Annotated in this window: 19 protein-coding genes; 8 read left to right on the forward strand and 11 right to left on the reverse strand. The window is 71.4% G+C overall.

Features of this window, described 5'->3' with window-relative positions; all coding sequences use genetic code 11:
- Positions 1–120: 120 nt before the first annotated feature.
- From ACGFI7_RS37620 to ACGFI7_RS37640, 5 genes are read right to left on the reverse strand one after another with little or no spacing between them, the layout of a single operon-like run.
- Positions 121–954 carry a sugar phosphate isomerase/epimerase family protein gene (locus ACGFI7_RS37620; RefSeq protein WP_393413426.1) on the reverse strand — a complete coding sequence of 278 codons (834 nt, stop codon included), beginning with the start codon at positions 952–954 and terminating at the stop codon, positions 121–123.
- 41 nt (positions 955–995) lie between these two features.
- Positions 996–2,192 carry a substrate-binding domain-containing protein gene (locus ACGFI7_RS37625; protein ID WP_393413316.1) on the reverse strand — a complete coding sequence of 399 codons (1,197 nt, stop codon included), beginning with the start codon at positions 2,190–2,192 and terminating at the stop codon, positions 996–998.
- Entirely contained in the window at positions 2,179–3,129 is a 951-nt protein-coding gene (locus ACGFI7_RS37630) for an ABC transporter permease (protein ID WP_393413317.1), read from the reverse strand. The genes ACGFI7_RS37625 and ACGFI7_RS37630 overlap by 14 nt, the downstream gene beginning before the upstream one ends.
- The gene (locus ACGFI7_RS37635) at positions 3,126–4,112 is read right to left on the reverse strand and encodes an ABC transporter permease (RefSeq protein ID WP_393413319.1); all 987 of its coding nucleotides are present in this window, start codon (positions 4,110–4,112) and stop codon (positions 3,126–3,128) included. The genes ACGFI7_RS37630 and ACGFI7_RS37635 overlap by 4 nt, the downstream gene beginning before the upstream one ends.
- Positions 4,113–5,552, reverse strand: coding sequence for a sugar ABC transporter ATP-binding protein (locus ACGFI7_RS37640; RefSeq protein ID WP_393413321.1), 1,440 nt, complete (start codon positions 5,550–5,552; stop codon positions 4,113–4,115).
- A 279-nt stretch (positions 5,553–5,831) separates the two neighbouring features.
- Here ACGFI7_RS37640 and ACGFI7_RS37645 point away from each other — a divergent pair, with 279 nt between their 5' ends.
- Genes ACGFI7_RS37645 through ACGFI7_RS37675 form a run of 7 tightly spaced genes read left to right on the forward strand, consistent with a single transcriptional unit; the run spans position 5,832 to position 12,410 of the window.
- Entirely contained in the window at positions 5,832–6,962 is a 1,131-nt protein-coding gene (locus tag ACGFI7_RS37645) for an inositol-3-phosphate synthase (RefSeq protein WP_393413323.1), read from the forward strand.
- Positions 6,959–7,804 carry an SCO3242 family prenyltransferase gene (locus tag ACGFI7_RS37650; protein ID WP_393413325.1) on the forward strand — a complete coding sequence of 282 codons (846 nt, stop codon included), beginning with the start codon at positions 6,959–6,961 and terminating at the stop codon, positions 7,802–7,804. Before ACGFI7_RS37645 ends, ACGFI7_RS37650 begins: the two co-directional genes overlap by 4 nt.
- Complete coding sequence (locus ACGFI7_RS37655; protein WP_393413327.1) at positions 7,801–8,667, forward strand: sugar phosphate isomerase/epimerase family protein; 867 nt, start codon at positions 7,801–7,803, stop codon at positions 8,665–8,667. The genes ACGFI7_RS37650 and ACGFI7_RS37655 overlap by 4 nt, the downstream gene beginning before the upstream one ends.
- The gene (locus ACGFI7_RS37660) at positions 8,612–9,118 is read left to right on the forward strand and encodes an EboA domain-containing protein (protein ID WP_393413329.1); all 507 of its coding nucleotides are present in this window, start codon (positions 8,612–8,614) and stop codon (positions 9,116–9,118) included. The genes ACGFI7_RS37655 and ACGFI7_RS37660 overlap by 56 nt, the downstream gene beginning before the upstream one ends.
- The gene (locus ACGFI7_RS37665) at positions 9,119–9,964 is read left to right on the forward strand and encodes a TatD family hydrolase (protein ID WP_393413331.1); all 846 of its coding nucleotides are present in this window, start codon (positions 9,119–9,121) and stop codon (positions 9,962–9,964) included.
- Positions 9,965–9,966: 2 nt separating this feature from the next.
- Positions 9,967–11,079: a metabolite traffic protein EboE gene (gene eboE / locus ACGFI7_RS37670; RefSeq protein WP_393413333.1), complete on the forward strand. Its 1,113-nt coding sequence runs from the start codon at positions 9,967–9,969 to the stop codon at positions 11,077–11,079.
- Positions 11,079–12,410, forward strand: a complete 1,332-nt coding sequence (locus tag ACGFI7_RS37675; protein ID WP_393413335.1) for an alkaline phosphatase family protein — start codon at positions 11,079–11,081, stop codon at positions 12,408–12,410. Before eboE ends, ACGFI7_RS37675 begins: the two co-directional genes overlap by 1 nt.
- Before the next feature lie 52 nt (positions 12,411–12,462).
- Here ACGFI7_RS37675 and ACGFI7_RS37680 read toward each other — a convergent pair whose 3' ends face one another.
- Genes ACGFI7_RS37680 through ACGFI7_RS37690 form a run of 3 tightly spaced genes read right to left on the reverse strand, consistent with a single transcriptional unit; the run spans position 12,463 to position 19,430 of the window.
- Entirely contained in the window at positions 12,463–14,196 is a 1,734-nt protein-coding gene (locus tag ACGFI7_RS37680) for a ThuA domain-containing protein (RefSeq protein ID WP_393413337.1), read from the reverse strand.
- An 11-nt stretch (positions 14,197–14,207) separates the two neighbouring features.
- Complete coding sequence (locus tag ACGFI7_RS37685) at positions 14,208–17,027, reverse strand: PQQ-dependent sugar dehydrogenase (RefSeq protein WP_393413339.1); 2,820 nt, start codon at positions 17,025–17,027, stop codon at positions 14,208–14,210.
- Between the two features lie 45 nt (positions 17,028–17,072).
- On the reverse strand, positions 17,073–19,430 hold the full coding sequence (locus tag ACGFI7_RS37690; RefSeq protein WP_393413341.1) for a ricin-type beta-trefoil lectin domain protein: 2,358 nt from the start codon (positions 19,428–19,430) through the stop codon (positions 17,073–17,075).
- A gap of 369 nt (positions 19,431–19,799) precedes the next feature.
- Here ACGFI7_RS37690 and ACGFI7_RS37695 point away from each other — a divergent pair, with 369 nt between their 5' ends.
- Positions 19,800–20,537 carry a FadR/GntR family transcriptional regulator gene (locus ACGFI7_RS37695; protein WP_393413343.1) on the forward strand — a complete coding sequence of 246 codons (738 nt, stop codon included), beginning with the start codon at positions 19,800–19,802 and terminating at the stop codon, positions 20,535–20,537.
- Positions 20,538–20,550: 13 nt separating this feature from the next.
- On the opposite strand, the gene ACGFI7_RS37700 is transcribed toward ACGFI7_RS37695, so the two are convergent.
- The 3 genes from ACGFI7_RS37700 to ACGFI7_RS37710 form a co-directional block, all read right to left on the reverse strand.
- Positions 20,551–21,711, reverse strand: a complete 1,161-nt coding sequence (locus ACGFI7_RS37700; protein WP_393413345.1) for a mandelate racemase/muconate lactonizing enzyme family protein — start codon at positions 21,709–21,711, stop codon at positions 20,551–20,553.
- 1 nt (position 21,712) lies between these two features.
- On the reverse strand, positions 21,713–22,045 hold the full coding sequence (locus ACGFI7_RS37705; protein WP_393413347.1) for a hypothetical protein: 333 nt from the start codon (positions 22,043–22,045) through the stop codon (positions 21,713–21,715).
- A 346-nt stretch (positions 22,046–22,391) separates the two neighbouring features.
- On the reverse strand, positions 22,392–23,921 hold the full coding sequence (locus ACGFI7_RS37710) for a serine hydrolase domain-containing protein (RefSeq protein ID WP_393413349.1): 1,530 nt from the start codon (positions 23,919–23,921) through the stop codon (positions 22,392–22,394).
- Positions 23,922–24,071: the final 150 nt, after the last annotated feature.

Here is a 24,071-nt window from a genome sequence, read left to right on the forward strand (position 1 = left end):
ACAGGAACCGGTCTTTCCTACTTATCTGGCGGGCACTCCCCTCTTTTGGCTACGAATCAGCAGGTCGAAGCGTCCTGGGAGATCCCGCCTCCAGCAGGATGAGTATGAAACGTTCAGGTGTCACAGGGTGCGCAGGAAGGCGAGACCGTCGACGGCCAGCCTGTCCTGGCTCTCCGCCAGCGGCCGCCAGACGGAGGCCGCGGTGGCGATGGTCCGGTTGTGCGCGGTGAACGACTCGATGACGAGCGGCCCCTGATATCCGGCGTCGCGCAGGGCCCGGGTGAAGCCCGGCCAGTCGAAGCGGTCGGCCCCCGGCGTGCCGCGATCGGTGCCGCACACCTGTACGTGCGCGATGCGACCGGCAGCCCGCCGCACCGAACGGGCGGGATCCTTCTCCTCGATGTTCATGTGGTAGACGTCGAGGGCCAGGTGACAGTCCTCGGGCAGTGCGTCCAGCGCCTGCTCGACGGTGTTGACGAGGCTGGTCTCGTACCGGTTGAGCGGCTCGACGGCGACCTTCACGCCGCGCTCGGCCGCATGGTCCAGGACGGGCCGCAGCCGCTCGCGCAACTCGGCGTAGACCTCCCGGCGTTCGGCCGGCGAGAGCCGCCACGTACGGCCGACAGAGGCGTAAGCCGGCCCCGCGATCACCGGGGAGCCGACGGTCACCGCCACGTCGACACAGTGCCGCAGGTAGTCCTGGGTGTCGCGGACGGTCTCCGGGGAGGCGGCCACGAGCTCGCGCCCCGGCGGCATGACCAGCACCACGGACGCGGCCAGCCCGTGCTCGGCCAGCACCGCCGCGGCCCGGTCCGGGTCCCAGTCGCCGGGCCGCTCGACGGGCAGCTCGATGACGTCGAAGCCCCACCGGGCGATGCGGGGCGCGAGCCGCGCCAGTTCGCCGTCGGTCAGCGGGGAGGCCCAGACCCAGGTGTTCACTCCGATGGAGAAGATGGCGTTCCTCCTCGTCGTCGGTTCGCGGGGGAAGGAGCCGGTCAGCTCTTCTTCCCGCCCCAGACCTCCGGGAACCCGGGCAGGTCCTCGCACCCGCAGAGCGCGTAGTGCAGCGGCGGCATGTCGGGCTGGAGGTAGTCCCGCAGGTTATCGCCGGTGATCTTGGGCTGCGGCAGGTTCCAGTTCTCCGGCACCTCCTCGCCCCCGAGGATCCTCAGTGCGGCGATGATCGGGGTGCGCCACTGATAGGTCGGGTACGTGGGTGCGACGGCGGTGAGATCGGCGTCCTTCCACTTCTGCAGGAAGTCCTGCTGGTCCTCACCGTTGATCGGCGGCACCGGCAGGCCGGCGTCCTCGAACGCCTCGATCGCGGCCACCGCCGTGGCGCCCGCGTCCATCCAGACGCCGTCGACCTTGCCGTGCCGCTGGATGTAGTCGCTGACGATGTTCTTGGTCTTGGCGGCGTCGCCGTCGGTGAACTCCACCCCCACCACCTGGAGGTCGCTCTGGTCGAAGACCACCTTCGCCGCCGACCAGCGGGTCTCCAGCACGTCGACACCGGGCAGGATGCGCAGCGCGAGCACCTTCCCGCCCGCGGGCACCTTCTCGGTCAGGAACTCGGCGGCGTCGGCGCCGAAGGCGTAGCCGCCGATGGGTTTGATGAACGTCACCGGGCAGTCCGTCTCCACGCCCCGGTCGAACACGATGACGGGCACCTTCGCGCAGGCGGCCGTGACGGCGGGGGTGAGCGTCGCCGTGGTGTTCGGCGAGACGATCAGCGCGTCGCAGCCCTTGGCCTGCAGCTCGGCGATGTCGGAGATCTGCTTGTCGTCCTTGCCCTCGGCGTCCAGGGCGGTGAACTTCCCGATCTCCTCGTGCAGGCCCACCTCGGCCTGCATCGTCTTCCATCCGACCTGCCGCCAGGGGTTGTCGATCGCCGCGTTGGAGAAGCACAGGTGGTACGGCCCGTCCTTCTTGTACTGCGCCGTGTCGATCATCTTCGGCGCGATGGCCTGCTCCCAGGGCTTGTCCGCGGGGCCCTCAGGTGTCTGGGAACGCATGGCGAGCTGGGCGTCGAAGTCCGCCTGGACGAAGAACTTCGACTGCTCGCCCGTACCGGAATCCTGGGTGCTCGCGGCGGACGCCGCGGGCCGGGTGGCGGCGGTCGGCCTGTCGGTCGTGCAGCCGGTGAGGACGAGCGCGGCCAGCACGGCGACGGCGGCCTTAGGACGCGGCATGGGCGTCTCCTGTTCGGGGGGTGGGCATGCGGGGAAGCCGGGCGGCTCCTGCCGCGATCGCGGCGATGATGATGACGCCCTGCACGGTGAACTCCAGCGCACCCGAGACTCCGTACAGGTTGAGCAGGGTGAACAGCGCCTCCAGCGTGACGGCCCCGGCCATGGCGGCCGGCACGGAGCCGCGGCCGCCGCCGAGCGTCACGCCGCCGAGGACGACGGCGGTGATGGCGGAGAACTCCAGCCCCTGGCCGGCCTGGGCCGAGACTCCGGCGAAACCGCCGAGCAGGATCGCCGCGACGGCCGCCGCCAGGCCGGAGAGCATGAAAGCGAAGATCCTGACCCGGTCGACCCGGACCCCGGACAGCGCCGCGGCACGCTCGTTGTCGCCGGCGGCCATCAGCGTCTTGCCGAAGTCGGCGCGCATGAGCCGGATCGCCGCCGCGCCCAGGACCACGAGGATCAGCACCGACCACGGCACCGGCCCGAGGCCGCCGCGGCCGAAGACGCGGAAACCCTCCGACAGCGCGCCCCGCGGCGCGCCGCCGGTCCACAGGAACACCGCCCCGGACAGGACGAGCAGCATGCCGAGCGTCACGATGAACGACGGCACCCGCATCTTGGTGGTGACCACGCCGTTGACCAGCCCGACGAGCAGCCCGGCGACGATCAGCAGGGCGAGGACCGGCCAGGTGGCGGACTCGTCGCCGTCGATGAGGCGTGCGGCGATCACCACCTCGGCCGTCACCAGCGAGCCGACCGACAGGTCGAACTCGCCGGAGACGATGACGAAGTACTGTCCCGCGGCGAGGATCACCAGCGGCGCGGCCCGCTTGAGGAACGCCAGGAATCCGGCGGGCTCCAGGAAGTAGGGGTTGACCAGGGCGATCGCGGTGAGCAGCGCCGCGAGGACCGCGAGGATGGGAAGCGCCCGCCTCATGCCGGTCGTCCCTGGGTACGCCGGGCGTAGACGGCCACGGCGACGACGATGACCACGCCGCGGACCACGTCCTTGACGAAGGAGTTGACCTCGAGCTGGTTGAAGAGGGTGTCCAGGACGGCCAGCAGCAGGACTCCGCCCACGGTTCCGGCCACGCCGCCCTTGCCGCCGGCCAGCGCGGTCCCGCCGAGCACGACCGCGGCGATCGACTCGAGGTCGTAGCCGCCGTCGGTGCCCACCGTGGGGGCTCCGGCGCCGAGCCTGCTGGCCAGCAGCAGGCCCGCGACACCGGCGCAGAGGGAGCACAGCACGTGGGTGAGCACGATGACCCGGCCGGTGCGGATCCCGGACAGGCGGGCGACCTCCTCGTTCCCGCCGACCGCGTAGATGCGGTAGCCGAGCCGGGTCCTGCTCAGCAGGAACCAGGCCGCGACGGCCACGCCCGCCCAGAGCAGGGCGGAGACGGGGACCGGCCCGATCCGGGAGTAGCCGAGGACCTGGAACGACTCGGACACCGCGCCCGCGGGCCCGTCGTATAGGTGGTCCACGATGCCTCTGATGATCAGCGCGACGCCGAGCGTGGCGATGAAGGCGTGGACCCGCAGCCCGGTGATGATCAGGCCGTTGACCAGCCCCACCAGAGCGCTGACGGCCAGCACCGCGGCGACCGCCGGCCCGATGTTCCCGTCCTGGCCCGCCATGATCTCCGCCGCGACCAGCGAGGTCAGGCTGATCAGGTACGCCACCGACAGGTCGAGCGACCCGGCCAGGATCGCCAGCGTCTGCCCGATCGCCACGATGCCGAGGGCCGCGGAACGCTGCTGGATCCCGACGACGCTCTCCAGGGTGAGGAACTGACCGCCGTCGAGCGCGACGAGGGCCCAGCCGGCCGCGACCAGGCCGAGCAGCGCGAGGAACAGCACCTGCGCGGGGTCACGCGGGCGCGCCGGGGCGGGGCGGCGGGCGCGCGTGAGCAGGTGCATTCAGGCCGCCTCTCCCGCGGCCAGGCGCATGACGGCCTCCTCCGAGGCACCGGCCGGCAGCGTGCCCACGATGCGGCCGTCGCGCAGGACGACGATGCGATCGCTCATGCCGATGAGCTCGGGCAGCTCGGAGGAGATCATCATGATGGCCATGCCGTCGTTCGCCAGCTCGCGCATCAGGTCGTGGATCGCGGCCTTGGCCCCGACGTCGACCCCCCGGGTCGGCTCGTCGAACAGCAGCACCCGCGGCGCCATCGTCAGCCATTTGACGAGCACCGCCTTCTGCTGGTTGCCGCCGGACAGGTAACGGACCTCCTGGTCCCGGCGCACGGGCGAGAGGCGTACCCGTTCGAGCAGGCCGCGGACGGCGGCGCGGTTCCCGCCGCCCACCGCGCGGGCGACGAGCAGGACGTTGTCGCGTACGGACTGGCGCAGCGCGAGCCCTTCGGCCTTGCGGTCCTCGGTCACGAGTCCGATGCCCAGGGCCACGGCTTCCCGGACCGAGCGCGGGCGTGACGGGATCATCTCGCCCGTGGTGAACGGCTCCGCGCCGAAGATCGCTCGGGCTAGCTCCGATCTGCCGGAGCCCTGCAGGCCCGCGATGCCGACGATCTCCCCGGCCCGCAGTTCCAGGTCGATGTCGCGGAGTCTGTGGTTGCCCGCCGCGCGCAGGCTGAGACGTACCTCGCCGGCGCCCGCCGAGCGGGGCGGGAAGTAGGTGCCGAGGTCGCGGCCCACCATCAGGCGGATCAGCTCGCCGGGGGTGACCTCGCCGATCGGGAGGGTGGTGACGCGGGCGCCGTCCTTGAGCACGGTGACCCGGTCGGCGAGATCGAACACCTCGCGTAATCGGTGGGAGATGTACACGACGGCGACGCCGCGTTCCCGCAGCCGCCCGATCAGCCGATAGAGCGATTCGACCTCGTGCTCCGCGAGCGCGGCGCTGGGCTCGTCCATGACGACGAGCCGCGCGTCCACCGACAGCGCCTTGACGATCTCGACGATCTGCTGCCGGGCCACCGGCAGGCGCTTGACGACGTCACGCGGGCCGATGGAGGTCTCCCCCAGCTCGTCGAGGAGCCGCGCGGTCGCCTCCTCCATGGCGGCCCGGTCGACCAGGCCACGCCGGACGGGCTCTCGCCCGAGGAACACGTTCTCGGCGACGGTGCGCTCGGGCAGCAGGTTGAACTCCTGGTGGATGATCGCGATGCCGGAGCGCCGCGCCTCGAGCGGATGGCCGAAGGAGACGGACCGGCCGTCGATCTCGATCGTGCCCTCGTCCGGCCCATGGACCCCGCAGATGATTTTCATGAGGGTGGACTTGCCGGCGCCGTTCTCGCCGACGACGGCGTGGACCTCGCCGGCCGTCACCGTCAGGTCCACCCCGGACAGCACCCGCACGCCCAGGAAGCTCTTGCCGATGCCTCGCATGCTCAGCATCCGGTCAGCCTCCCGGGGCTGTAGGAAAGTTTCAGGCCCAAGCCTCTTGGTGCGGGATGCTAAGCGGGCTTATATCGACGGTCAAGCAAAAGTCAGGCGCCCGAATGGCGTAATCATCGGGATGAAGCGGGCATGACGGGCGGCGATGGGCCGGGGACACCGCAGAATCGGACGACGATGAGCCTACTTATGCTTGACCATCGGCGAAATCGGCTTTTACCATCGCGCAGACTCACCTACCGTTGCCTACGGGGGTAGTCCCGACACGATGGAGCTTTCATGAGCAAGCTCGGTGTGTGGCTCATCGGGGCACGAGGGTCCGTGGCGACCACTGCCATGGTGGGCGCCGCGGCCATCAGGGCGGGAGCGGCGTCCCCCCGTGGATGCGTGAGCGAGTCCGCCGGCTTTCCGGGGCGGCTGGTTCCGCTGACCGCCCTGGTCTTCGGCGGCCATGACGTCGTCGAGACCTCCTTACGCAAGCGCGCCGAACAACTGGCCCGGGCGGAGGTCATCTCTCCGGACCTGCCGGAGCTGCTCGCGTCCGATCTGGAAGCCGCCGACGCCGAGATCCGGCCGGGCCACGTCCCCGGCGGCGGACAGAGCGCGGCGCGGCTGATAGACGACATCGCCGGCTTCCGCGCCCGGCACGGGCTGGCCCGGGTGGTCGTCGTCAACGTGTCCTCGACCGAGCCGCCGGTGGACGCGCGCCCGGAGTTCGGCAGGCTGGCCGATCTGGAGGAGCGGATCGCCGCGGGGGACGACATCCTGCCGCCGAGTTCGCTGTACGCCTATGCGGCCTTCCACGCGGGGTGCGGCTATGTGGAGTTCACTCCGTCCACCGGGCCGGCCCTGCCCGCCCTGGCGGAGCTCGCCGCCCTGCGGGGCGTGCCGTACGCGGGACGCGACGGCAAGACCGGGGAGACCCTGGTCAGGAGCGCCCTGGCACCCATGTTCGCGGACCGGTCGCTCCGGGTCCGCTCCTGGTCCGGTCTCAACCTGCTCGGCGGCGGCGACGGAGCGACTCTCGCCGATCCCGCCGCCAGGTCCAGCAAGCGGCTCTCCAAGGACCAGGTCATCGCGAAGGTCCTGGGAGAACCCGTGGAGGGTGAGACGCACATCGACTACGTCCCGGATCTCGGCGAATGGAAGACTGCCTGGGACCACGTGAGCTTCGAGGGCTTTCTCGGCGTCCGGATGACGCTGCAGTTCACCTGGCAGGGCTGCGACTCGGCGCTGGCCGCGCCGCTCGTCCTCGACCTGGCCCGGCTGGTCGCCCGCGCGCACGAGAAAGGACGGCACGGCGTCCTGCCCGATCTGGCGTACTTCTTCAAGAGCCCGCTGGGGACGGACGAGCACTCCCTGGCCGCCCAGTACGCCCGGTTGCGCGCCTTCGCCGAGGAGCTGTCATGAAGGCGCTGCTCGAACTGGTCCGCGCACCGGCCGCGCTGTCGGTGCCGGGCGACACCCTGGCGGGGGCCGCCGCCGCGGGACGGCGTCCGGCGGCCGGCCTGGCCCTGGCGTCGGTGCTCATGTACTGGTCGGGAATGGCGCTCAACGACTGGGCGGACCGCGAGGCGGACGCCGTCGAGCGTCCCGAGCGCCCGATCCCGTCGGGCCGGATCAGCCCCGGCGCCGCGCTCGGGCTCGCGGCCGCCCTGACCGGCGCGGGCCTGGCCACCGCCGCCCTCACCGGCGGCCGTCGCGGTCTCACCGTCGCCGGCCTGCTGGCCGGCGCGGTGTGGGCCTACGACCTGCGTCTCAAACGGACGGCGGCGGGACCGGCGTCGATGGCGGCCTGCCGCGTGCTCGACGTTCTTCTGGGCGCGGGCGAGCAGGCCAGGGCCGCTCTGCCCGCGGCGCTGGCGATAGGCGCGCACACCTACGGGATCAGCGTCCTCGGCCGTGCCGAGGTGACGGGGGCGGCACCCGGCACGGCCGAGCGCGCGCTGGCGGCCAGCACCGTGGCGGCCGGGCTCGCGGCCGCCTCCTGCGTACGCAACGGAGCCGCCGCCCGGGCCGGGGCGGGCGTCCTCATCGCCGGCTATCTCGCCTCTGCCCTCCCGGTCCAGGCCGGGTTACGGACCCTCCCCGACCCGGGGAACGTACGACGGGCCGTCCAGCTGAGCATCCTCGGCCTGATCCCGCTCCAGGCGGCGGTGGTCGCGGGCGGCGGCCGGTTCGCGACGGCGGGCGCGCTGCTGTGTTCGCTCCCCGCGGGCAGGTGGCTCTCATCCCGGGTGGCGACCTCGTGAACTGGGCCTACTGCACCAACGGCTTCGCCGGCCACCGGCTCCCGGAGGCGCTCGCCGTCCTGGCCGATCTGGGGTACACGGGTGCGGCCATCACGCTCGACCACGGTCACCTCGATCCCCGCTCCCCCGGCCTGGCCGGGGAGGTGTCCAGGATCGCCGGGATCTGCGCCCGCCTCGGCCTCGGCGTCGTGGTCGAGACGGGCGGGCGCTACACCCTCGACCCCCTGCGCAAACACCACCCGACCCTCATCAGCGAGGACGCCGGCCGCCGGGCGGAGTTCCTGATCACGGCGATGCGCGTCGCCGCCGACCTGGGCGCTCCCGTGGTGCATCTGTGGAGCGGCGGCCGGCCCGGCGGCATGCCGGAGGCGGAGGCGTACACGCGACTGGCCCGCCAGTGCGCGCGGCTGCTCGACGAGGCCGATCGGGCAGGCGTCACGCTGGGGTTCGAGCCCGAGCCCGGGATGCTGGTCGCCGACCTGGACGGCTACGAGCGGCTGCGCGGGATGCTCGGCGGCCATCCCCGCTTCGGTCTCACCCTCGACATCGGGCACTGTCACTGCGTGGAGCCGGAGGATCTGGACACCTGTCTCCGGCGGGCGCTCCCGTACACCGTGCACGTGCAGATCGAGGACATGCGCCGGGGCGTGCACGAGCACCTGGAGTTCGGCGAAGGGGAGATCGACTTCGTGCCGGTGCTCGCCGCCCTGCGCGGCTACCCGGGTCTGGTGGCCGTGGAACTGGCCCGGCACAGCCATGCGGCCCCGCAGGTCGCCCGCCGATCGATCGAGTTCCTGAGGAGGGCCCATGAACGAGCCGGCACAGGAGTGGCGGACCTCGGCCGTCCGGCAGGTCGAGGCTGACCCGCGGGCGATCCACCGGCTCTTCCCGCAGGCCGAACGGCGGGGCGGTCCGGGCGCCCGGCGCGCGCTGCTCGGCGCGCTGCGCGGCGACCACGCCGCGATCCGGAGCCTGTACGAGGCCGGCGACAGCGGCGAGCGGCTGGCGATCCTGGCCGTCCTGCACGAGCTCGGCCTGGAGGACGCGGCCGTCGCGCTGGTGGAGGATGCGCTCCGCACCAATGACGCGCGGCTGGTCGCCGCGGCACTCGGCCCGTACGGCTCGGCGTGGCTGGACGACCACGCCTTCCGCCAGGGGGTGCTCAAGTGCGTCTTCATGTCGATCCCCCTGGCGGCGGTGGCCGGGCTGGACCGCCGCTTCGACGCCGAGCTGGCCCGGATGCTGTCGGACTACGCGGCCGAGCTGCGGGCGGCGGGCCGGCCCGTCCCGCGCGACGTCCTGGAGAGGATCTGAATGCGCATCTTCGACCCCCACATCCACATGACCTCCCGGACCACCGACGACTACCGGCGCATGCACAACGCGGGGGTCCGGGCCGTCGTCGAACCCGCCTTCTGGCTGGGGCAGCCCCGCACCAACGTGGGCAGCTTCCTCGACTACTTCGACGCGCTGCTCGGCTGGGAGCCCTACCGCGCCGCGCAGCACGGCATCCGCCACCACTGCGCGCTCGCGCTCAACCCCAAGGAGGCGAACGATCCGCGATGCGCGCCGGTGCTGGCCGAGCTGCCGCGATACCTGCTGAAGGACGGCGTCGTCGCGGTCGGCGAGGTCGGCTACGACTCGATGACGGCGGAGGAGGAACGGGCGTTCGAGGCCCAGCTGACCCTGGCGCAGGAGAATGATCTCCCGGTGCTCGTGCACACTCCGCACCGGGACAAGGCCGCGGGCACCCGCCGGACGCTCGACGTGGTGCGGGCCGCCGGGATACCGTCCGGGCGGGTGCTCGTCGACCACCTCAACGAGCTGACCGTCGGCATGGTCGCGGACTCGGGCTGCTGGATGGGGTTCTCGATCTACCCGGACACCAAGATGGACCCGGACCGGATGGTGACCCTGCTCAAGGAGTACGGCACGGACAGGGTGCTGGTGAACTCGGCCGCCGACTGGGGACGGAGCGACCCGCTCAAGACGCGCGAGGTGGCCGACGTCATGCTCGCGGCCGGCTTCGGCGAGGACGACGTGGATCAGGTTCTCTGGCGCAATCCGGTCGCCTTCTACGGGCAGAGCGGCCGGCTCGACGTCGAGACCGACTCGGAAGCCGGCCCTGACTACGCCGGCAACACGATCAAGCGGGGCTGACCATGCGGCTGCGCCACGCGGACGGCTCGACGGTGCATCTGTCCTACTGCACGAACGTCCACGCCGCCGAGGATCTCCCCGGCATCCACGGTCAGCTGTCCGGCGTCGCGGCACGGGTCAGGCGCCTGCTCGGCGCCGGACGGCTCGGGCTCGGGCTCTGGCTGTCCCAGCGCGCCGCCGCGGACCTCACCGCCCGGCCCGAAGAGCTCACGGCGCTACGCGAGCGGCTGACCGCGCTCGGGCTGGAGGTGGTGACGCTCAACGGGTTCCCCTACCGCGGCTTCCAGGACGAGATCGTGAAGTACCGCGTCTACACCCCCGACTGGGCCGACGCGGAGCGGCTGCGCCACACGCTCGCGCTCGCCGGGATCCTCGCCGCGCTGCTGCCGGACGACGTCTCCGAGGGCACGATCTCGACCCTGCCCCTCGCCTGGCGGACCGGGTGGACGAGCGAGAAGGCGGCGGCGGTGACGGCCAACCTCGACGCGGCCGCCCGGGGCCTGCGCGCGCTGGCGAATCATACCGGCAAGGTGATCCGGCTGGGCTTCGAGCCCGAGCCGGGCTGCATCGTCGAGACGACGTCCCAGGCGAGCGTCCTGCTGGGCGACGTGGACCACGACCACCTCGGCCTCTGTCTGGACGCCTGCCACATGGCCGTCGGGTTCGAGGAGCCCGGCGTCGGCGCCGCCGGCGGGCTGCCGGTCGTCAAGCTCCAAGCGTCGTGCGCCCTGGTGGCGCCGCCGGGGGCGCAGCGGGCGCTGGCCGCGTTCGACGAGCCCCGTTTCCTCCACCAGACGCGCTCCGCCACCGGGTACGCCGACGACCTGGGCGAGGCGCTGGCCGGTGCGCTGCCCGCGGACGAGAGCTGGCGCGTGCACTTCCACGTCCCGCTGCACGACGCGCCGCCCCCGCCGCTCACCACCAGCGCCCCCTACCTGCGGCGCCTGCTGGAGACGCTGCTCGGCGGGGAGCGTCCGCTGACCAGGCACGTCGAGGTGGAGACCTACACGTGGCACGTGCTTCCCGGCGCGCCGGCCGACATCGCGCGGGGCATCGCCGCCGAGCTCGACTGGATGCGGGGGCAGCTCGCCGCTCTCGGGCTGAAGGAGATGTGATGGCACCGCTGATCGTGGTCAATGTGGTCGGGCTCACCCCGCGCCTGCTCGCGCACATGCCGAACGTGGCGAAGGCGGGCTCGGCGGCGATGCTGCGGCCCGTGCTGCCCGCGGTCACCTGCTCGATGCAGGCCACCCTGCTCACCGGTTCGATGCCCCGCGACCACGGCATCGTCGGCAACGGGTGGTACTTCAGGGATCTCGGCGAGGTGCTGCTGTGGCGCCAGCACAACGCGCTCATCCAGGGCGACCAGCTGTGGACCGCCGCGCCCGGCCTGCGTACCGCCAACGTCTGCTGGTGGTACGCGATGGGCGCGCCCGCCGATCTGCTCGTCACCCCGCGCCCCGTCTACCACGCCGACGGCCGCAAGTCGCCCGACTGCTACACCCGCCCGCCCTCGCTCCACGACGACCTGGAGGCCGCGCTGGGGCCGTTCCCCCTGTTCACCTACTGGGGACCCACCGCGGGGATCGCCTCCTCCGGGTGGATCATCGCCGCCGCCCGCCGCATCCTGGCCCGCGAGCGGCCGGATCTGCTGCTGGTCTACGTGCCCCACCTCGACTACGACCTCCAGCGGTACGGTCCCGCCGGTCCCGAGGCGGTCGCGGCCGCCCGCGCGGTCGACGCCGCGCTGGCTCCGCTCCTGGGCGAGGAGGCCGAGGTGGTCGTGCTCTCCGAGTACGGCATCACCCCCGCGTCCCGCCCGGTGGACGTCAACCGGGCGCTGCGCCGCGCTGGTCTCCTGGAGGTCTACGTCCAGGCCGGGATGGAGTATCTCGACCCGTGGACGTCCCGGGCCTTCGCCGTCGCCGACCATCAGGTGGCCCACGTGTACGTGCGCGACCCAGGCGACCTCGACCGCGCCCGCGCCGTCATCGCCGAGCTGGCCGGCGTGGACGAGGTGCTCGGCCAGGCGGGGAAGGCGAAGTACGGGCTCGACCACGAACGCGCCGGCGAGCTCGTCGCGGTGGCGGAGCCGGACGCCTGGTTCACCTACTACTACTGGCTCTCCGACGACCGCGCCCCCGATTTCGCCAGGCTCGTGGACATCCACCGCAAACCCGGCTACGACCCCGCCGAGCTGTTCATGGACCCGGCCGATCCGTTCGTCAAGCTCCGAGCGGCGGCGGCGCTCGCCAGGAAGAAGCTGGGCTTCCGGTACACGATGCGGGTGGTGCCGCTCGACCCGTCGCCGGTGCGGGGCAGCCACGGCCGGCTGCCCGATCGCGCCGACGACGGGCCGTTGATCATCGGCCCCTTCGACCGCGACTCCTACGACGCGACCGAGGTCAAGGGACTCCTGACCGCCCTGGCCCGGAGAGTCCGCTGACCGCGTACCGGCGCGGCGACTGGATCGCCGCGCCGGGTGGGTGAGTGGGTGGTCAGACGCGGGTCCAGCGCTGGTTGGTTCCTCCGGTGCAGGTCCAGATGCGGGCCCTGGCGCCGTTGGCGGTGCCGTTGACCTCCAGGCACTTGTCCGCCCCGACGGCGGTGATCGTGCCGTCGGCGTTCAGCCGCCACTTCTGGTTGTTCTGGCCGTTGCAGTCCCAGATGATGACGTTGGTGCCGTTGGCCGTCCCGGCGCCGTACACGTCCAGGCACTTGCCGCCGTAGACCCGCAGCTCACCGGCGGCGGTGGCGGTCCAGCGCTGGTTGGCCTGCCCGTGGCAGTCCCAGAGCTGCGCCTGGGCGCCGTTGGCCTGGGAGGCGCCGCTGACGTCCAGGCACCGGTTCGACCCCACGCCGCGCAGCGCGCTCGTGCCGCCCGGGGTGGTGCCCGACTCCTTGACGCGGATGTTGCGGAAGGAGACCACGTCGCCGGGCCCATGGTTCTGGATGCCGATGTGGCCCTGCTGCAGAGAGCGGGCCGGGTCGGTGTTGGTGAAGTCGTTGATCTTGCTGCCGTTCAGGAACACCTGCAGCCGCTCGCCCTCGACCAGCAGTTCGTAGGTGTTCCACTGGCCCGGCGGGTTGAGCGCCGCGTCGCGGGCGGCGAGGTCCGCGGACTTGACCCCGTAGACCGCCCCGGTGGTCTTGTCCGGGGTGTCGGTCGCGTCGATCTGCACCTCGTAGCCGGTGTCGAGCGCGGCCTGGGGATCGCCGGTGGCGGGGAACCCGACGATCACGCCGGAGTTGGCGTCGCCGGTCAGCCTCCAGTCGAGCTTGAGCGAGTAGGAGCCGAACTCCTTCGCGTTGTACCACAGCATCCCCATGCCGCCCTGGGAGGTCAGCGTGGCGTCGCTGTTGGCGAACGACCCCGGCCCCGCCTGCGACCAGCCGGTCGTCGAGCCGTTGTACAACGACGTGTACCCGGTCTCCGGGCGGCAGTCGGCGTTGACGGCCTTTGCCGCGTACCGGATCCCGCCGAGCAGCAGCGCGCGGAAGTTCGGGTCGGCGTACGACTCCTGGGTGTGGCCCAGGCCGGTGTAGAACGCACGGCCGGCGGCCTGCGGGCGACACCAGGTGATCGGGTGGTCGCCCATGCTGCCGCCGCTGTAGCTGCCCTCGTCCAGGCTCTGCAGCACCCGGACGTCCGGGCGGGGGTTCGAGCGGTAGTTGTACCACTCGTCGGTGCGGGTCCAGCTGGTCCCGAGGTGCGCGGTCGCGGCGTGCGCCCGGTCCTCGTTCCGTACGGTGGCCTGCTGGATCGCCGGATGGCCGGCGAACCAGGCGCCCATCAGCTGCCCGTAGTACGGCCAGTCGTACTCGGTGTCGGCGGCCGCGTGCACGCCGACGACTCCTCCCCCGCCGTCCACGTACGTCTGGAAGGCGGACTGCTGGCTGTTGTTCAGCACGTCGCCGGTCGTGCTGAGGAACACCACCGCCTGGTACTGGGCCAGGTTGGCCGTGGTGAAGGCGTTCGAGTCCTCGGTGGCGTCGACGGCGAAGTCGTTGGCGGTCCCCAGGTCGCGGATGGCCTGGATCCCGGCGGGGATCGCGTCGTGCCGGAACCCGGCCGTCTTGGAGAACACCAGCACCTTGAAGGCGGCGGCCTGGGCGGGGACGGCGGGGAGCGTCGTCGCGGCGGCGGTGATCGCCGCCACCGCCACGGCCGACAGGCGCCGCAGTACAGAGGTCTTGCGAGCGCCCCCTGGCGGGGTCGGATGTCGCAGCATGAGTGTCCCTTTCAGACGCGGGTCCAGCGCTGGTTGGTTCCTCCGGTGCAGGTCCAGATGCGTGCCTTGGTGCCGTTGGCGGTCCCGTTGACGTCCAGGCACTTGTTCGCGCCGACCGCGGTGATGCTGCCGTCGGCGTTGAGCCGCCACTTCTGGTTGTTCTGGCCGTTGCAGTCCCAGATGATCACCGCGGAGCCGTCCGCCGTCCCGCCGCCGTTCACGTCCAGGCACTTGCCGCCGTAGACCCGCAGCTCACCGGCGCCGGTCGAGGTCCACTGCTGGTTGGTCTGACCGTTGCAGTCCCAGATGAGCACCTGGGCGCCGTTGGCCTGGGAGGCGCCGTTGACGTCCAGGCACCGGTTCGACGCGACGCCTTTGAACGCGCTCGTGCTCTCCGCGGGCGGGGTGCCGGTGCCGAGGGTGAAGGCGTCCACGTCGAACAGGTAGCCCTGTCCGGTCGGGCCGCGGAAGACCAGGTACAGCGTCGTCGTGCCGGCCGGCGCGCCGCTGAGGTCCGCCGAGACGTCGGTGAAGGTGTCCCAGCCGCCGGTGCTCGCCACGTTCGCCGTGCCCAGCAGGGTGCCTGTCGCCGAGCCTGCCCGCACCTCGATCCTGCCGCCCGCGCCGGCCGAGGACACCCGGGCGGTGATCCTCGTCGTGCCGCTCAGGTGGTACGGGCGGAAGGAGATCCAGTCGCCGTCGTCGATGAAGCCGGCCGTCACGCCGCCTTCCGCGACGGCGTGCTCCGCCGTCTGGATGCCCTGGTGGGCGGTGAAGTGCTCCGCCTGCCGGTGCCGCGGCTGGAGCGTGCGGGCGCTGGTGGAGGTCAGACCGCCCTGGTCGGTGTAGGAGGCCTCCAGGACGCCGTAGATGTTGGCCGCGTCGTCGTGCTCGCCGTCGATCGGCACCGCGATGGTGCCCGAGCAGCCGGTCTTGGAGGTGATCTGGTGGCGGTGGCTGTCGTGGCCGAGGAAGTAGGCGACGGTGACCCGGCCGCAGTCGATCGTGCCGTCCTCCGGGTCGCCGACGGTGACCTGGAAGGGCACGGTGTCGCCGAAGGAGAAGGGCTGCCCGTCGGCCGGGGCGGTGAGGGTGACGGTGGGCGCGGTGTTGCCGACGGTCACGATCACGCTCGCCGTGCCGGTGAGGCCCTGCGGGTCCCGGACGGTGAGCGTCGCCGTGTACGTGCCTTCCGTGGCGTAGGTCTTGGCCGGGTTCGCCGCCGTGGAGGTGGTGCCGTCGCCGAAGTTCCACGCGTAGGTGAGCGCGCCGCCCTCCGGGTCCGAGCTGCCGGCTGAGGAGAAGGCCACCGTGAGCGGCGCCGGTCCGGACGTCCTGTCGGCGGAGGCCTTGGCGATCGGGTTGCGGTCGGCGCCGCCGATGTACTCGATGCGGTAGAGCGCCTGGTTGTTGCCGCCGGTGCCGTAGTCGAGGACGTACAGGGCTCCGTCGGGGCCGAAGGCCATGTCCATCACCTGCGTCCCGGACCAGGGGAAGGCAGAGATCTCCCCGTACCCGCCGTCCTGCCTGACCTCGATCGCCTTGATCCAGCGCCGGCCGTACTCGCCGGCGAAGTACCGCCCGTCGAGCGACTGGGGGAATTTGACGGCCGAGTTCAGGCCGGGGTCGTAGCGGTAGACGGGGCCGCCCATCGGCGACTCCGACCCGGAGCCGAACTCGGGCGGGCTCCCCGCGTCCCCCGCGTACCGGATCCACGCCGGCTTCGCCGGGGGCAGTGTGGTCAGGCCGGTGTTGCGGAAGGAGTCGTTCGTCGGCCCGCCCGCGCAGGCGTACTTCGGGCCGGTGCTGTTGGTGGCGAAGTTCCAGGCGTTGTAGGTCTCGGCGGTGGTGTTCGCGCCCGTGCAGTACGGCCAGCCGTAGTTGCCCGGACCGGTGACGCGGTTGAACTCCACCTGCCCGCTGGGCCCGCGGCTGGAGTTGGTGACGCCCGCGTCGGGCCCGTAGTCGCCGAGGTAGACGATGCCGGTCGCCTTGTCCACGCTCATCCGGAACGGGTTGCGGAAGCCCATAGCGTAGATCTCCGGCCGAGTCCTCGCCGTGCCCGGCGGGAACATGTTGCCGGCGGGAATCGTGTAGGTGCCGTCGGGCTGCGGTGTGATGCGCAGGAGCTTGCCCCGCAGGTCGTTGGTGTTGGCGGCCGAGCGCTGGGCGTCGTACTGCGGGTTGCGGTTGGTCCGCTCGTCCAGCGGGGAGTAACCGCCCGACTCGAACGGGTTGGTGTCGTCGCCGGTGGTCAGATAGAGGTTGCCGGCGGCGTCGAAGTCGATGTCCCCGCCCACGTGACAGCACTGGCCGCGGTCGTTCTGGACCCGCAGGACCACCTTCTCGCTGGCCAGGTCGAGCGTGTCGTCCGTCTTGAGGGTGAACCGGGACAGGTACAGCTCGCCCTTCCACTGGTCGAACTGGCTCTGCGTGCCGGTGCTCGGCGCGTCACCGTTCGGTGTGCTCAGCCGCGGCGAGTAGTAGAGCCAGAGGTGCCGGTTGGCGGCGAAGCCGGGGTCGGCCGCCACTCCCTGCAGGCCCTCCTCGTCGTGGGTGTAGACGTTGAGCCTGCCGGCCACCTTCGTGTTGCCGGCGGCGTCGGTGACGCGGACCGTGCCGTCGCGTGCCGTGTGCACCACCGACCGGTTCGGCAGCACGGCCAGCGACATCGCCTCGCCCAGTTCGGCGCCGCCCGAGGCGAGGGACACCTGCTGGTAGTCGGACGGCGGGATGTCGAGCGCGTTCGCGGGGGTGGCGGTGATTGCGAGCGCTCCGGGGATGAGGAGCGCCATCGTGGCCAGCGAGGTGAGCCACGGACGTCGGGGCATGGGTGTTCCCTCCTGCGGCAGGAAGACCGGTCAGGGCAAGCGGTGTCAGGAGCGGGTCCACTTCTGGTTGGTGCCGCCGTGGCAGGTCCAGATGTGCACCTTGCTGCCGTTGGCGGTGCCGTAGCCGCTGACGTCCAGGCACTTGTTCGCGCCGACCGCGGTGATGCTGCCGTCGGCGTTCAGCGTCCACTTCTGGTTGTTCTGGCCGTTGCAGTCCCAGATGATCACCGCTGAGCCGTCCGCCGTCCCGCCGCCGTACACGTCCAGGCACTTGCCGCCGTAGACCCGCAGCTCACCGGCGCCGGTGGCGGTCCACTGCTGGTTGGCCTGGCCGTTGCAGTCCCAGATGAGCACCTGGGCGCCGTTGGCCTGGGAGGCGCCGTTGACGTCCAGGCACCGGTCCGACCCGACGCCCCTCAAGACGCCCGTCTCGTCTCCGGGTGACTGGCCCTCGGGCCCGGCGGCTGCGATCACGGCCTGGGCTCCGGCCGGCCAGGCGCCGTTGGCGACGGTGACATTGTTGTTCACCACGTTGCCGCGGTCGCCGTTGGTGACGTTGGTGCCGCCGTTGGTCGACCAGTTGCCGGTGACGGTGAAGTTCCCCATGTTCTCGCCGTACCAGTAGTTGGCGGTGGCCCAGGTGCCGGTGTTCGACAGGACGTTGTTCCTGACGGTGTAGTACCGCGAGCCCTCGTCGAAGTAGATGCCGAACCAGCCGTTGGTGCGCAGGCAGTGGTTGTCGCTGATCACCGCGCCCGGATTCCACGAGAGCGTGTAGATGCAGCCGCCGTCGGTCATCTGCTGCATGACGTCGTGCACGTAGTTGCCGACGAGCCGGTTGCCTGAGGCGGTGGTGGGCGTGGTGTAGCGCGGCTGGAAGTCGTACAGGCCGCGCTGGGCGTAGTGGTCGCTGCCGCCCGGCTCGTTGGCTCCCCAGCCGTACCCGATCGACATGCCGGTGTACGGCAGGTTGTAGACCTCGTTGTGGGACACGTCGGCGCCGGTGACGTACGTGGTCAGGACCGAGACGATGCCCCGGTGGTTCAGGCCGAGGTCGTGGATGCGGTTGTGGCTGACGGTGATGTTCCGGTTGACCATCCGCTGGTCGCTCGGGTGGTGCGCGTCGCCGCGCACGCCGCCGGCCACGACGCCGCCGGCCGCGCTGCGGGCGATCTCCGACCGGGTGACCGTGATGTCGGAGGCGCCCAGGCCGACCCCGCTGGCGTGCGCGTTGGCGTCGTTGCCGATGCCGATGGCCGTCTGTCCCAGGTTGACGAAGCGCGAGTCGGTGAAGGTGACGGTGTTCGCCGCGGAGATCTGCACGGCGGCGGGCATCTGGTACCAGTTCGGCCGGGCCGCCTCGAACTGACGGCAGCCCTGATGGCAGGAGGTGAAGGCGGGCCAGTTCCAGTCGCCCGCTATGTAGGCGCCGGTCTGCTGGTCCACGTAGCCCTGGTCCTGGCCGGGGCCGAGCCAGCTCGTGCCGGTGAAGGTGATCCCGCTGAACGTGATGTGGTGCGCGGGCGCGTCGTAGGTTCCCCCCAGGTGCACCAGGGACTGGAGCACCGGCAGCTCCACGCTGACATCGGCCATGTTCTGCCCGGCGAGCGGGATGTAGGACAGGGCGCCGGTCGCGGGGTCGAGGTACCACTCCCCCGGCGAGTCGAGGAACTCGTAGGCGTTGACCAGGTAGAGCGGCCCCGCGCGGTGCGGGCTGGTGAAGGTGTCGTAGCCGAAGTTGTTGTTGTTCCAGGCGGGCTGCCGCATCGTGATGAGGTTTCCGCTGATGCTCCGCACCGGCGCGTACCGGTCGGTGAACGAGCCGATGCTCTCCATCTCCACCCGGCCCTGGTTGGCGAGGTTGTTCAGATAGCTCAGCGCGCCGCTGGTGAACCTCATCCCGGTGCTGCTCGCGGTGAAGTCGGACCGGTTGACGACGGTGCGCGCCCGGGTGGCGAGCGCGCCGTCGACGTACAGCTGCCGGGTGTCGATCCCGGTTGCGACGTTGGCGCGCCAGATGTTCTTGCCGGCATCGGCCACGGTCCATCCGGTGACCGCCCTGGCTCCGCTGATGACCGGGACGGCTCCCGCCGCGGCCTGCCATCTGACGGTGTAGCCGTTGCCGCCGGAGTCCGCGGCGGTCAGCCGGAGCGGCGAGGACAGCCGGTACACCCCGCCGGCCAGCTCCACGACGATGTCACCGGACATCCCGGCGTTCAGCGAACGTACCGCCGTCTGCGCGGCGGCCAGCGAGCAGGGCTGGCCGGAGGTGCAGGCGGTGCCGGTGCCGGCAGGTGACGCGTACAGGGTCGTGGTGGCCGCGCGGGCCGGGGACACGGGGCCGACGAGGACGAACGCCGCGGCCAGCGCGGCGACGATGCCGATCAGGACCGGTCTCAGCATCGTGACGGGTGGCGATAAGGGCACGGTGGTTCCTTCGGGGGGTAGGCGTATGGCCAGGTCACGCCCTGATCATCAGGCAGGCCGCGCCATTGCGGGGTCGAGCGGACGTGGAACGCCGGCCTCGCTCCCCATTACCTTCGCCGCGGGCATACCCGTCAAGCTCTTAAGCCTTCCTATTTCCCGCCTCCGGCACCGAGCGTGCGGCCGTTCTCGGCGTTCACCAGGATCAACACCCGTAACTCCGCATCTCCTCACCCACGACCTCGGATGAACCGTTCATAATGGTTCATACTTATCGCGCGCTCTGGCGGCGGTGAAGGGCCGGCTCTTGCGTCATACTCTTGCAGGGAACGGCGAGGAGGAAGCACCGTGACTGAGGCCCCGCGCCAGAGCGGATACCGGCCGGGCTACGAGGTAGCGGCCGAGCAGGTGCTGGAATTGATCGTCAGGCTCGGCCTGCGTCCGGGCGACCGCATGCCGACGGAGCTCGAACTGGCCCGGCAACTCGGCACCAGCCGCACCGTGGTGCGCGAGGCGGTGAAGATCCTCTCCGCGCTCGGCCGCGTACGCGCCCAGAAGGGCCGTGGCCTGTACGTGGCCGACGACGAGGGGATGTTCGGCACCGGACGCTGGGGGGCCTTCTTCCTCCCGACCGACCTCGACCATGTCTACATGCTGTTCGAGTTCCGCCGGACGCAGGAGATGGAGACCAGCCGGCTGGCCGCCCGGCGCGCCACCCCCGCCGAGCTGAGGGCCATCGAAGAAGCGGCCGGCCGGTGCCGCCGCGGCTTCGAGACCGGAGCCGAGGACCTGTTCCATGAGGGCGACGACGCCTTCCACACCGCGGTCGCCGCCGCCTCGCACAACATGTTCCTCCAGGTCGGCGTGCGGGAGGCGCGCAGGCTGCAGGCGCAGTCGAGCATCATCGGCCTGCACGGCTCGGTGGGCGGGCACGCCGCCAAGGCCGTGGAGGAACACGAGGCCATCTACGAGGCCATCCGCGCCGGCGACCCCGAAGCGGCCGCCCAGGCCGCGGCCACGCACATCGACAACACCCTCGACGACTACCGCAGGGAGATCCAGCAGCGCCTCTTCTCGTCCCCCTGACCCCGGCCGCGGCTCACTTCGCGAAGGGGTCCCCGGCAGACAGCAGCCGGCGCCCGGCGTGCTCCGGCCGGATGTGGGGGCCCTCGGCCGGCCTGACGTCCGGCCGGTGTGCGGAGGCGCCGATCGCCTGCTCGTCGACCGTGATGCCCAGACCCGGAGAGTCGCCGAGGATGAACGCGCCGTCCTCGACGCACAGGTCGAGCGAGAGCCCGAGTGGCGGGCTCAGCTCCTGCAGTTCGCTGGCGATGTGGTTCGGCACCGACGTCGCGGCGTGCAGCAGCGCGACCGGCGTGGCCCCGATCGGGCTGACCGGCAGGTCATGGGCGTGCGCCAGCGCCGACACCCGGAGGAAGTGGGACACCCCCCACCCGACGGCCGTCTGGACGATGTCCACGCCCCCCGCGGCCAGCAGCGGCCGGAACTGCTCCAGCCCGGTGAGGTTCTCCCCCGTGGCGACGGAGGCGCGAATCCCGCGTCCGACCGCGGCCAGGCCGTCGGCGTCCCACCGCCGTACCGGCTCCTCGATCCACGTGAGATCCAGCGTGCGTTCGAGCTCGCAGACGTGCCGGACCGCCTGCTTGCGGGTCCAGGCCTCGTTCACGTCGAGCATCAGGCCCGGCCGCGCTCCGCGCCCCGCCTCGGCCAGGACGTCCCGTACCAGCGTGAGGCGGTGCCGGTCGCGTTCGATGTCGAGGCCGCCCTTGACCTTGGCCGCGCGCAGGCCGTGCCCGGCGTAGACCTGGTAGACCGAGACGAGTTCGTCGTCGGACAGGCCGATGTCGAGGCCGGAGGCGTAGGCGGGCACCACCCGGTCGCGCCCGCCGAGCAGGCGCCAGAGCGGCTCACCGGCCGCCTGCGCCTTGATGTCCCACAGGGCGGTGTCGAGTGCGCCGATCGTGCCGAACACGGCGCCGGCGTGGCCCGCTTTGAAGGTACGCCGCAGCATGTGGTCGTAGAGCGCCGTCACGCCGCGCGGATCCTCACCCTCGATCGCGGCGAAGACCGTCTCGATCTCCACATGGGGCCCGAGGCCAACGCCGGTGATCCCCTCGTCGGTGTCCACCAGGACGAGCGGCACCGGGACGACTCCGCCGGCGAAGACACCGTTGACGTCACCGACGGGACGGTCCCACTCCTGGACCGTCGTCATGGTGCGATAACCCGTGATCCGCATGTCAACCCTTCGTGGAACCGGCGGTGACCCCGCCGGTGATCTGACGCTGGACGACCAGATTGATGATCAGCACGGGCACCGCGGCGATCAGGACTCCTGAGGCGAAGACGGGGATGTCGCCGGAGTACTGCCCGCGCAGCGCGTTGACCCCGATCATGAGGGTACGACGCTCCGGCGCGACGGCATCGTGATCAGGGCGATGAGCACATCGTTCCAGCATCGTTCCAGCATCGTTCCAAGCATCGTTCCAGCAGAGCAGGCTGCCGAGAACGCCGACCGGCAGCAGCGCCGGAATGCCCAGCGGGAGCACAATCCGCCGGTACACGCCGTACACCGTGCTGCCGTCGGTCCTGGGCGCGTCGACGATCTCCGCCGGGGGCGGCCGAGCTCTGCCGCCGTCAGCCAGCGTTCGAGCGGCACAGGGCCTGGGGGCTCAAGCCACGCTCATCGATCTTTGCCTGGTGTCGTCGTCGCCCGTGGCGTCCGCTCCTGACCGGCGCCGCCATCCGATCCGCCGGCCTCTTTCATGAGACACCCGCCGACCAGTTGTCCCCTGCCCGATCCGGGGGCGCGCAGGTGGACCGGGCCGCGCCGAGCTCGGCGCGGCCGGTTCGCGCTCTTCCTGTGGCGCGAGCGCGAGAGTTCACCCTCAAGGACGTATCCGCGGTGCTCGGCCGCGTTTACTGAGCCGGTCCGGCCTGCCCGCTGCCGAACACTTCGGCGACGAGGCGCTGGGTCGCCTGCTGGAAGGCCGCTCCCATGGACAGGGCGGCGTCGTCGACATAGTTGAGCGCGGCGGTCAGAGTGGTGCTGCCGTCGGGTGTGCTGTACATCAGCGCGGCGTGGCCCGCCATGCCGCCGTTGTGAGTGATGACGGTGCCGCCGCCGGGCACCTCCTGCACGAACACGCCTAAGCCGTAGCCGGCCTTGGCTTCGGGGGTGCACATCTCGGCCAGCAGGCCGGCCGGCAGCAGCTTGCCGCCCACCAGAGCGGAGATGAAGGTGTGCAGGTCGCGGGTGGTGGAGATCATGTCGCCGCCGCTGGAGATCCAGGACAGGTTGTGCCGGGTGGTGTCGACGGTCTTGTGCGTGCCGTCCTGCTCGTAGCGGTAGTAGGCGTGGGCGTGCGGGGAGGGGATGTCGATCTCGGTGGTGGGCTGGACGGTGCCGGTCAGGCCGAGGGGTCCGAGGATGAGCCGGTGCATCTCCTCGGCGACCGGACGGCCGGTGACGCGCTCGATCAGCAGCCGGGCCAGCACGTAGTTGGTGTTGGCGTAGCTCCAGCCGGTGCCGGGCTCGAACCGGGCCGGCTTGGACAGAGCCAGGCGCACCAGCTCTTCCGGCCGGTAGGTGCGGAAGCGGTTGTCCACCCATTCCCGGCCCGCCGGGGTGGCCGGAATGCCGGGCGCGAACGTGCCGTCCTCGTAGTACTCGCCGGTGAAGTTGAACACCCCGCTGGTGTGCTGCAGCAGCATCCGGACCGTGATCCGCCGGTCCAGCCCGAACTCCGGCAGGTAGTCGTCCACCGGCGTGTCCAGAACGATCCTGCCCTCGGCCACCAGTTGCAGCACCACCGTGGCGATGAAGGTCTTGGTGTTGCTGCCGATCCGCACGTGCCCGTCCACCGGGACCGACTCGGAGCCGCCGAGTTCGGCCGTTCCGGCGCTGCCCGTCCACTCACCCCGCTCATCGTGCACCCGCAGCGACACTCCGACAAAACCGGCGTCGACCATCTCCTGGAGGAGCTTGTCCAGTTCTGGGCGGTCCTGGCCGACCTTGCGCGCGGCCGGGAGGCTGTCCGCGCCGGGTGAGACGGCGGCGGCGTCGAGGGCCGCGGTGATCTTGCGGGCCATCTCCGCCATGGCGGGGCGGTCCTCACCCCGGGTGGACGCTTCGACGGCGACCAGGACGGTGCGGCGGAAGTCGGCGGCCTCGGCGGGGTCCCGCTGCCGGAGCAGGCCTATGGACCGCGTCAGGGCGGGCAGCACCTGGTCGGCGAGTTCGGCCACGGTCTTGCCGTACTTCACGCCCTTGGGGGCCTTGGCGAGTACATGCCCGACCAGGCCGGTCGCGGAGGTCAGGGCGATGGAGCCCTCGGCGGCGGCCTGGTGCGCCGAGCCGGCGGCGCCGGCGGCGGACATCAGCGACACGGCGCCCCACGCGGCGGTCCGCAAGGTGAGCTGGTCCTGCTCGGAAAGGGTGATGGGCATGGCTATGTGCTCCTTCGAATGTGTTGGGAAATCTTGTGAACGGGAGGACGCCGGAGTGGAGCGACCGCTGACGCCGCGCCTTCTGGTAGCGGTGAGCGTGCGGGCCGGTGGAGATCGAGCCTTCATGGTCGGCGTCGGTCACGGTCGCCT

The organism is Nonomuraea sp. NPDC048826 (assembly GCF_043198225.1).
GTDB lineage: Bacteria > Actinomycetota > Actinomycetes > Streptosporangiales > Streptosporangiaceae > Nonomuraea.

Bases quoted from the DNA above. Each gene is read 5' to 3' on its own strand.
- ACGFI7_RS37625 (WP_393413316.1), bottom strand. From the start codon at position 2,192: ATGCCGCGTCCTAAGGCCGCCGTCGCCGTGCTGGCCGCGCTCGTCCTC.
- ACGFI7_RS37630 (WP_393413317.1), bottom strand. From the start codon at position 3,129: ATGAGGCGGGCGCTTCCCATCCTCGCGGTCCTCGCGGCGCTGCTCACC.
- ACGFI7_RS37635 (WP_393413319.1), bottom strand. From the start codon at position 4,112: ATGCACCTGCTCACGCGCGCCCGCCGCCCCGCCCCGGCGCGCCCGCGT.
- ACGFI7_RS37640 (WP_393413321.1), bottom strand. From the start codon at position 5,552: ATGCTGAGCATGCGAGGCATCGGCAAGAGCTTCCTGGGCGTGCGGGTG.
- ACGFI7_RS37645 (WP_393413323.1), top strand. From the start codon at position 5,832: ATGAGCAAGCTCGGTGTGTGGCTCATCGGGGCACGAGGGTCCGTGGCG.
- ACGFI7_RS37650 (WP_393413325.1), top strand. From the start codon at position 6,959: ATGAAGGCGCTGCTCGAACTGGTCCGCGCACCGGCCGCGCTGTCGGTG.
- ACGFI7_RS37660 (WP_393413329.1), top strand. From the start codon at position 8,612: ATGAACGAGCCGGCACAGGAGTGGCGGACCTCGGCCGTCCGGCAGGTC.
- ACGFI7_RS37665 (WP_393413331.1), top strand. From the start codon at position 9,119: ATGCGCATCTTCGACCCCCACATCCACATGACCTCCCGGACCACCGAC.
- eboE (WP_393413333.1), top strand. From the start codon at position 9,967: ATGCGGCTGCGCCACGCGGACGGCTCGACGGTGCATCTGTCCTACTGC.
- ACGFI7_RS37675 (WP_393413335.1), top strand. From the start codon at position 11,079: ATGGCACCGCTGATCGTGGTCAATGTGGTCGGGCTCACCCCGCGCCTG.
- ACGFI7_RS37680 (WP_393413337.1), bottom strand. From the start codon at position 14,196: ATGCTGCGACATCCGACCCCGCCAGGGGGCGCTCGCAAGACCTCTGTA.
- ACGFI7_RS37685 (WP_393413339.1), bottom strand. From the start codon at position 17,027: ATGCCCCGACGTCCGTGGCTCACCTCGCTGGCCACGATGGCGCTCCTC.
- ACGFI7_RS37690 (WP_393413341.1), bottom strand. From the start codon at position 19,430: ATGCTGAGACCGGTCCTGATCGGCATCGTCGCCGCGCTGGCCGCGGCG.
- ACGFI7_RS37700 (WP_393413345.1), bottom strand. From the start codon at position 21,711: ATGCGGATCACGGGTTATCGCACCATGACGACGGTCCAGGAGTGGGAC.
- ACGFI7_RS37710 (WP_393413349.1), bottom strand. From the start codon at position 23,921: ATGCCCATCACCCTTTCCGAGCAGGACCAGCTCACCTTGCGGACCGCC.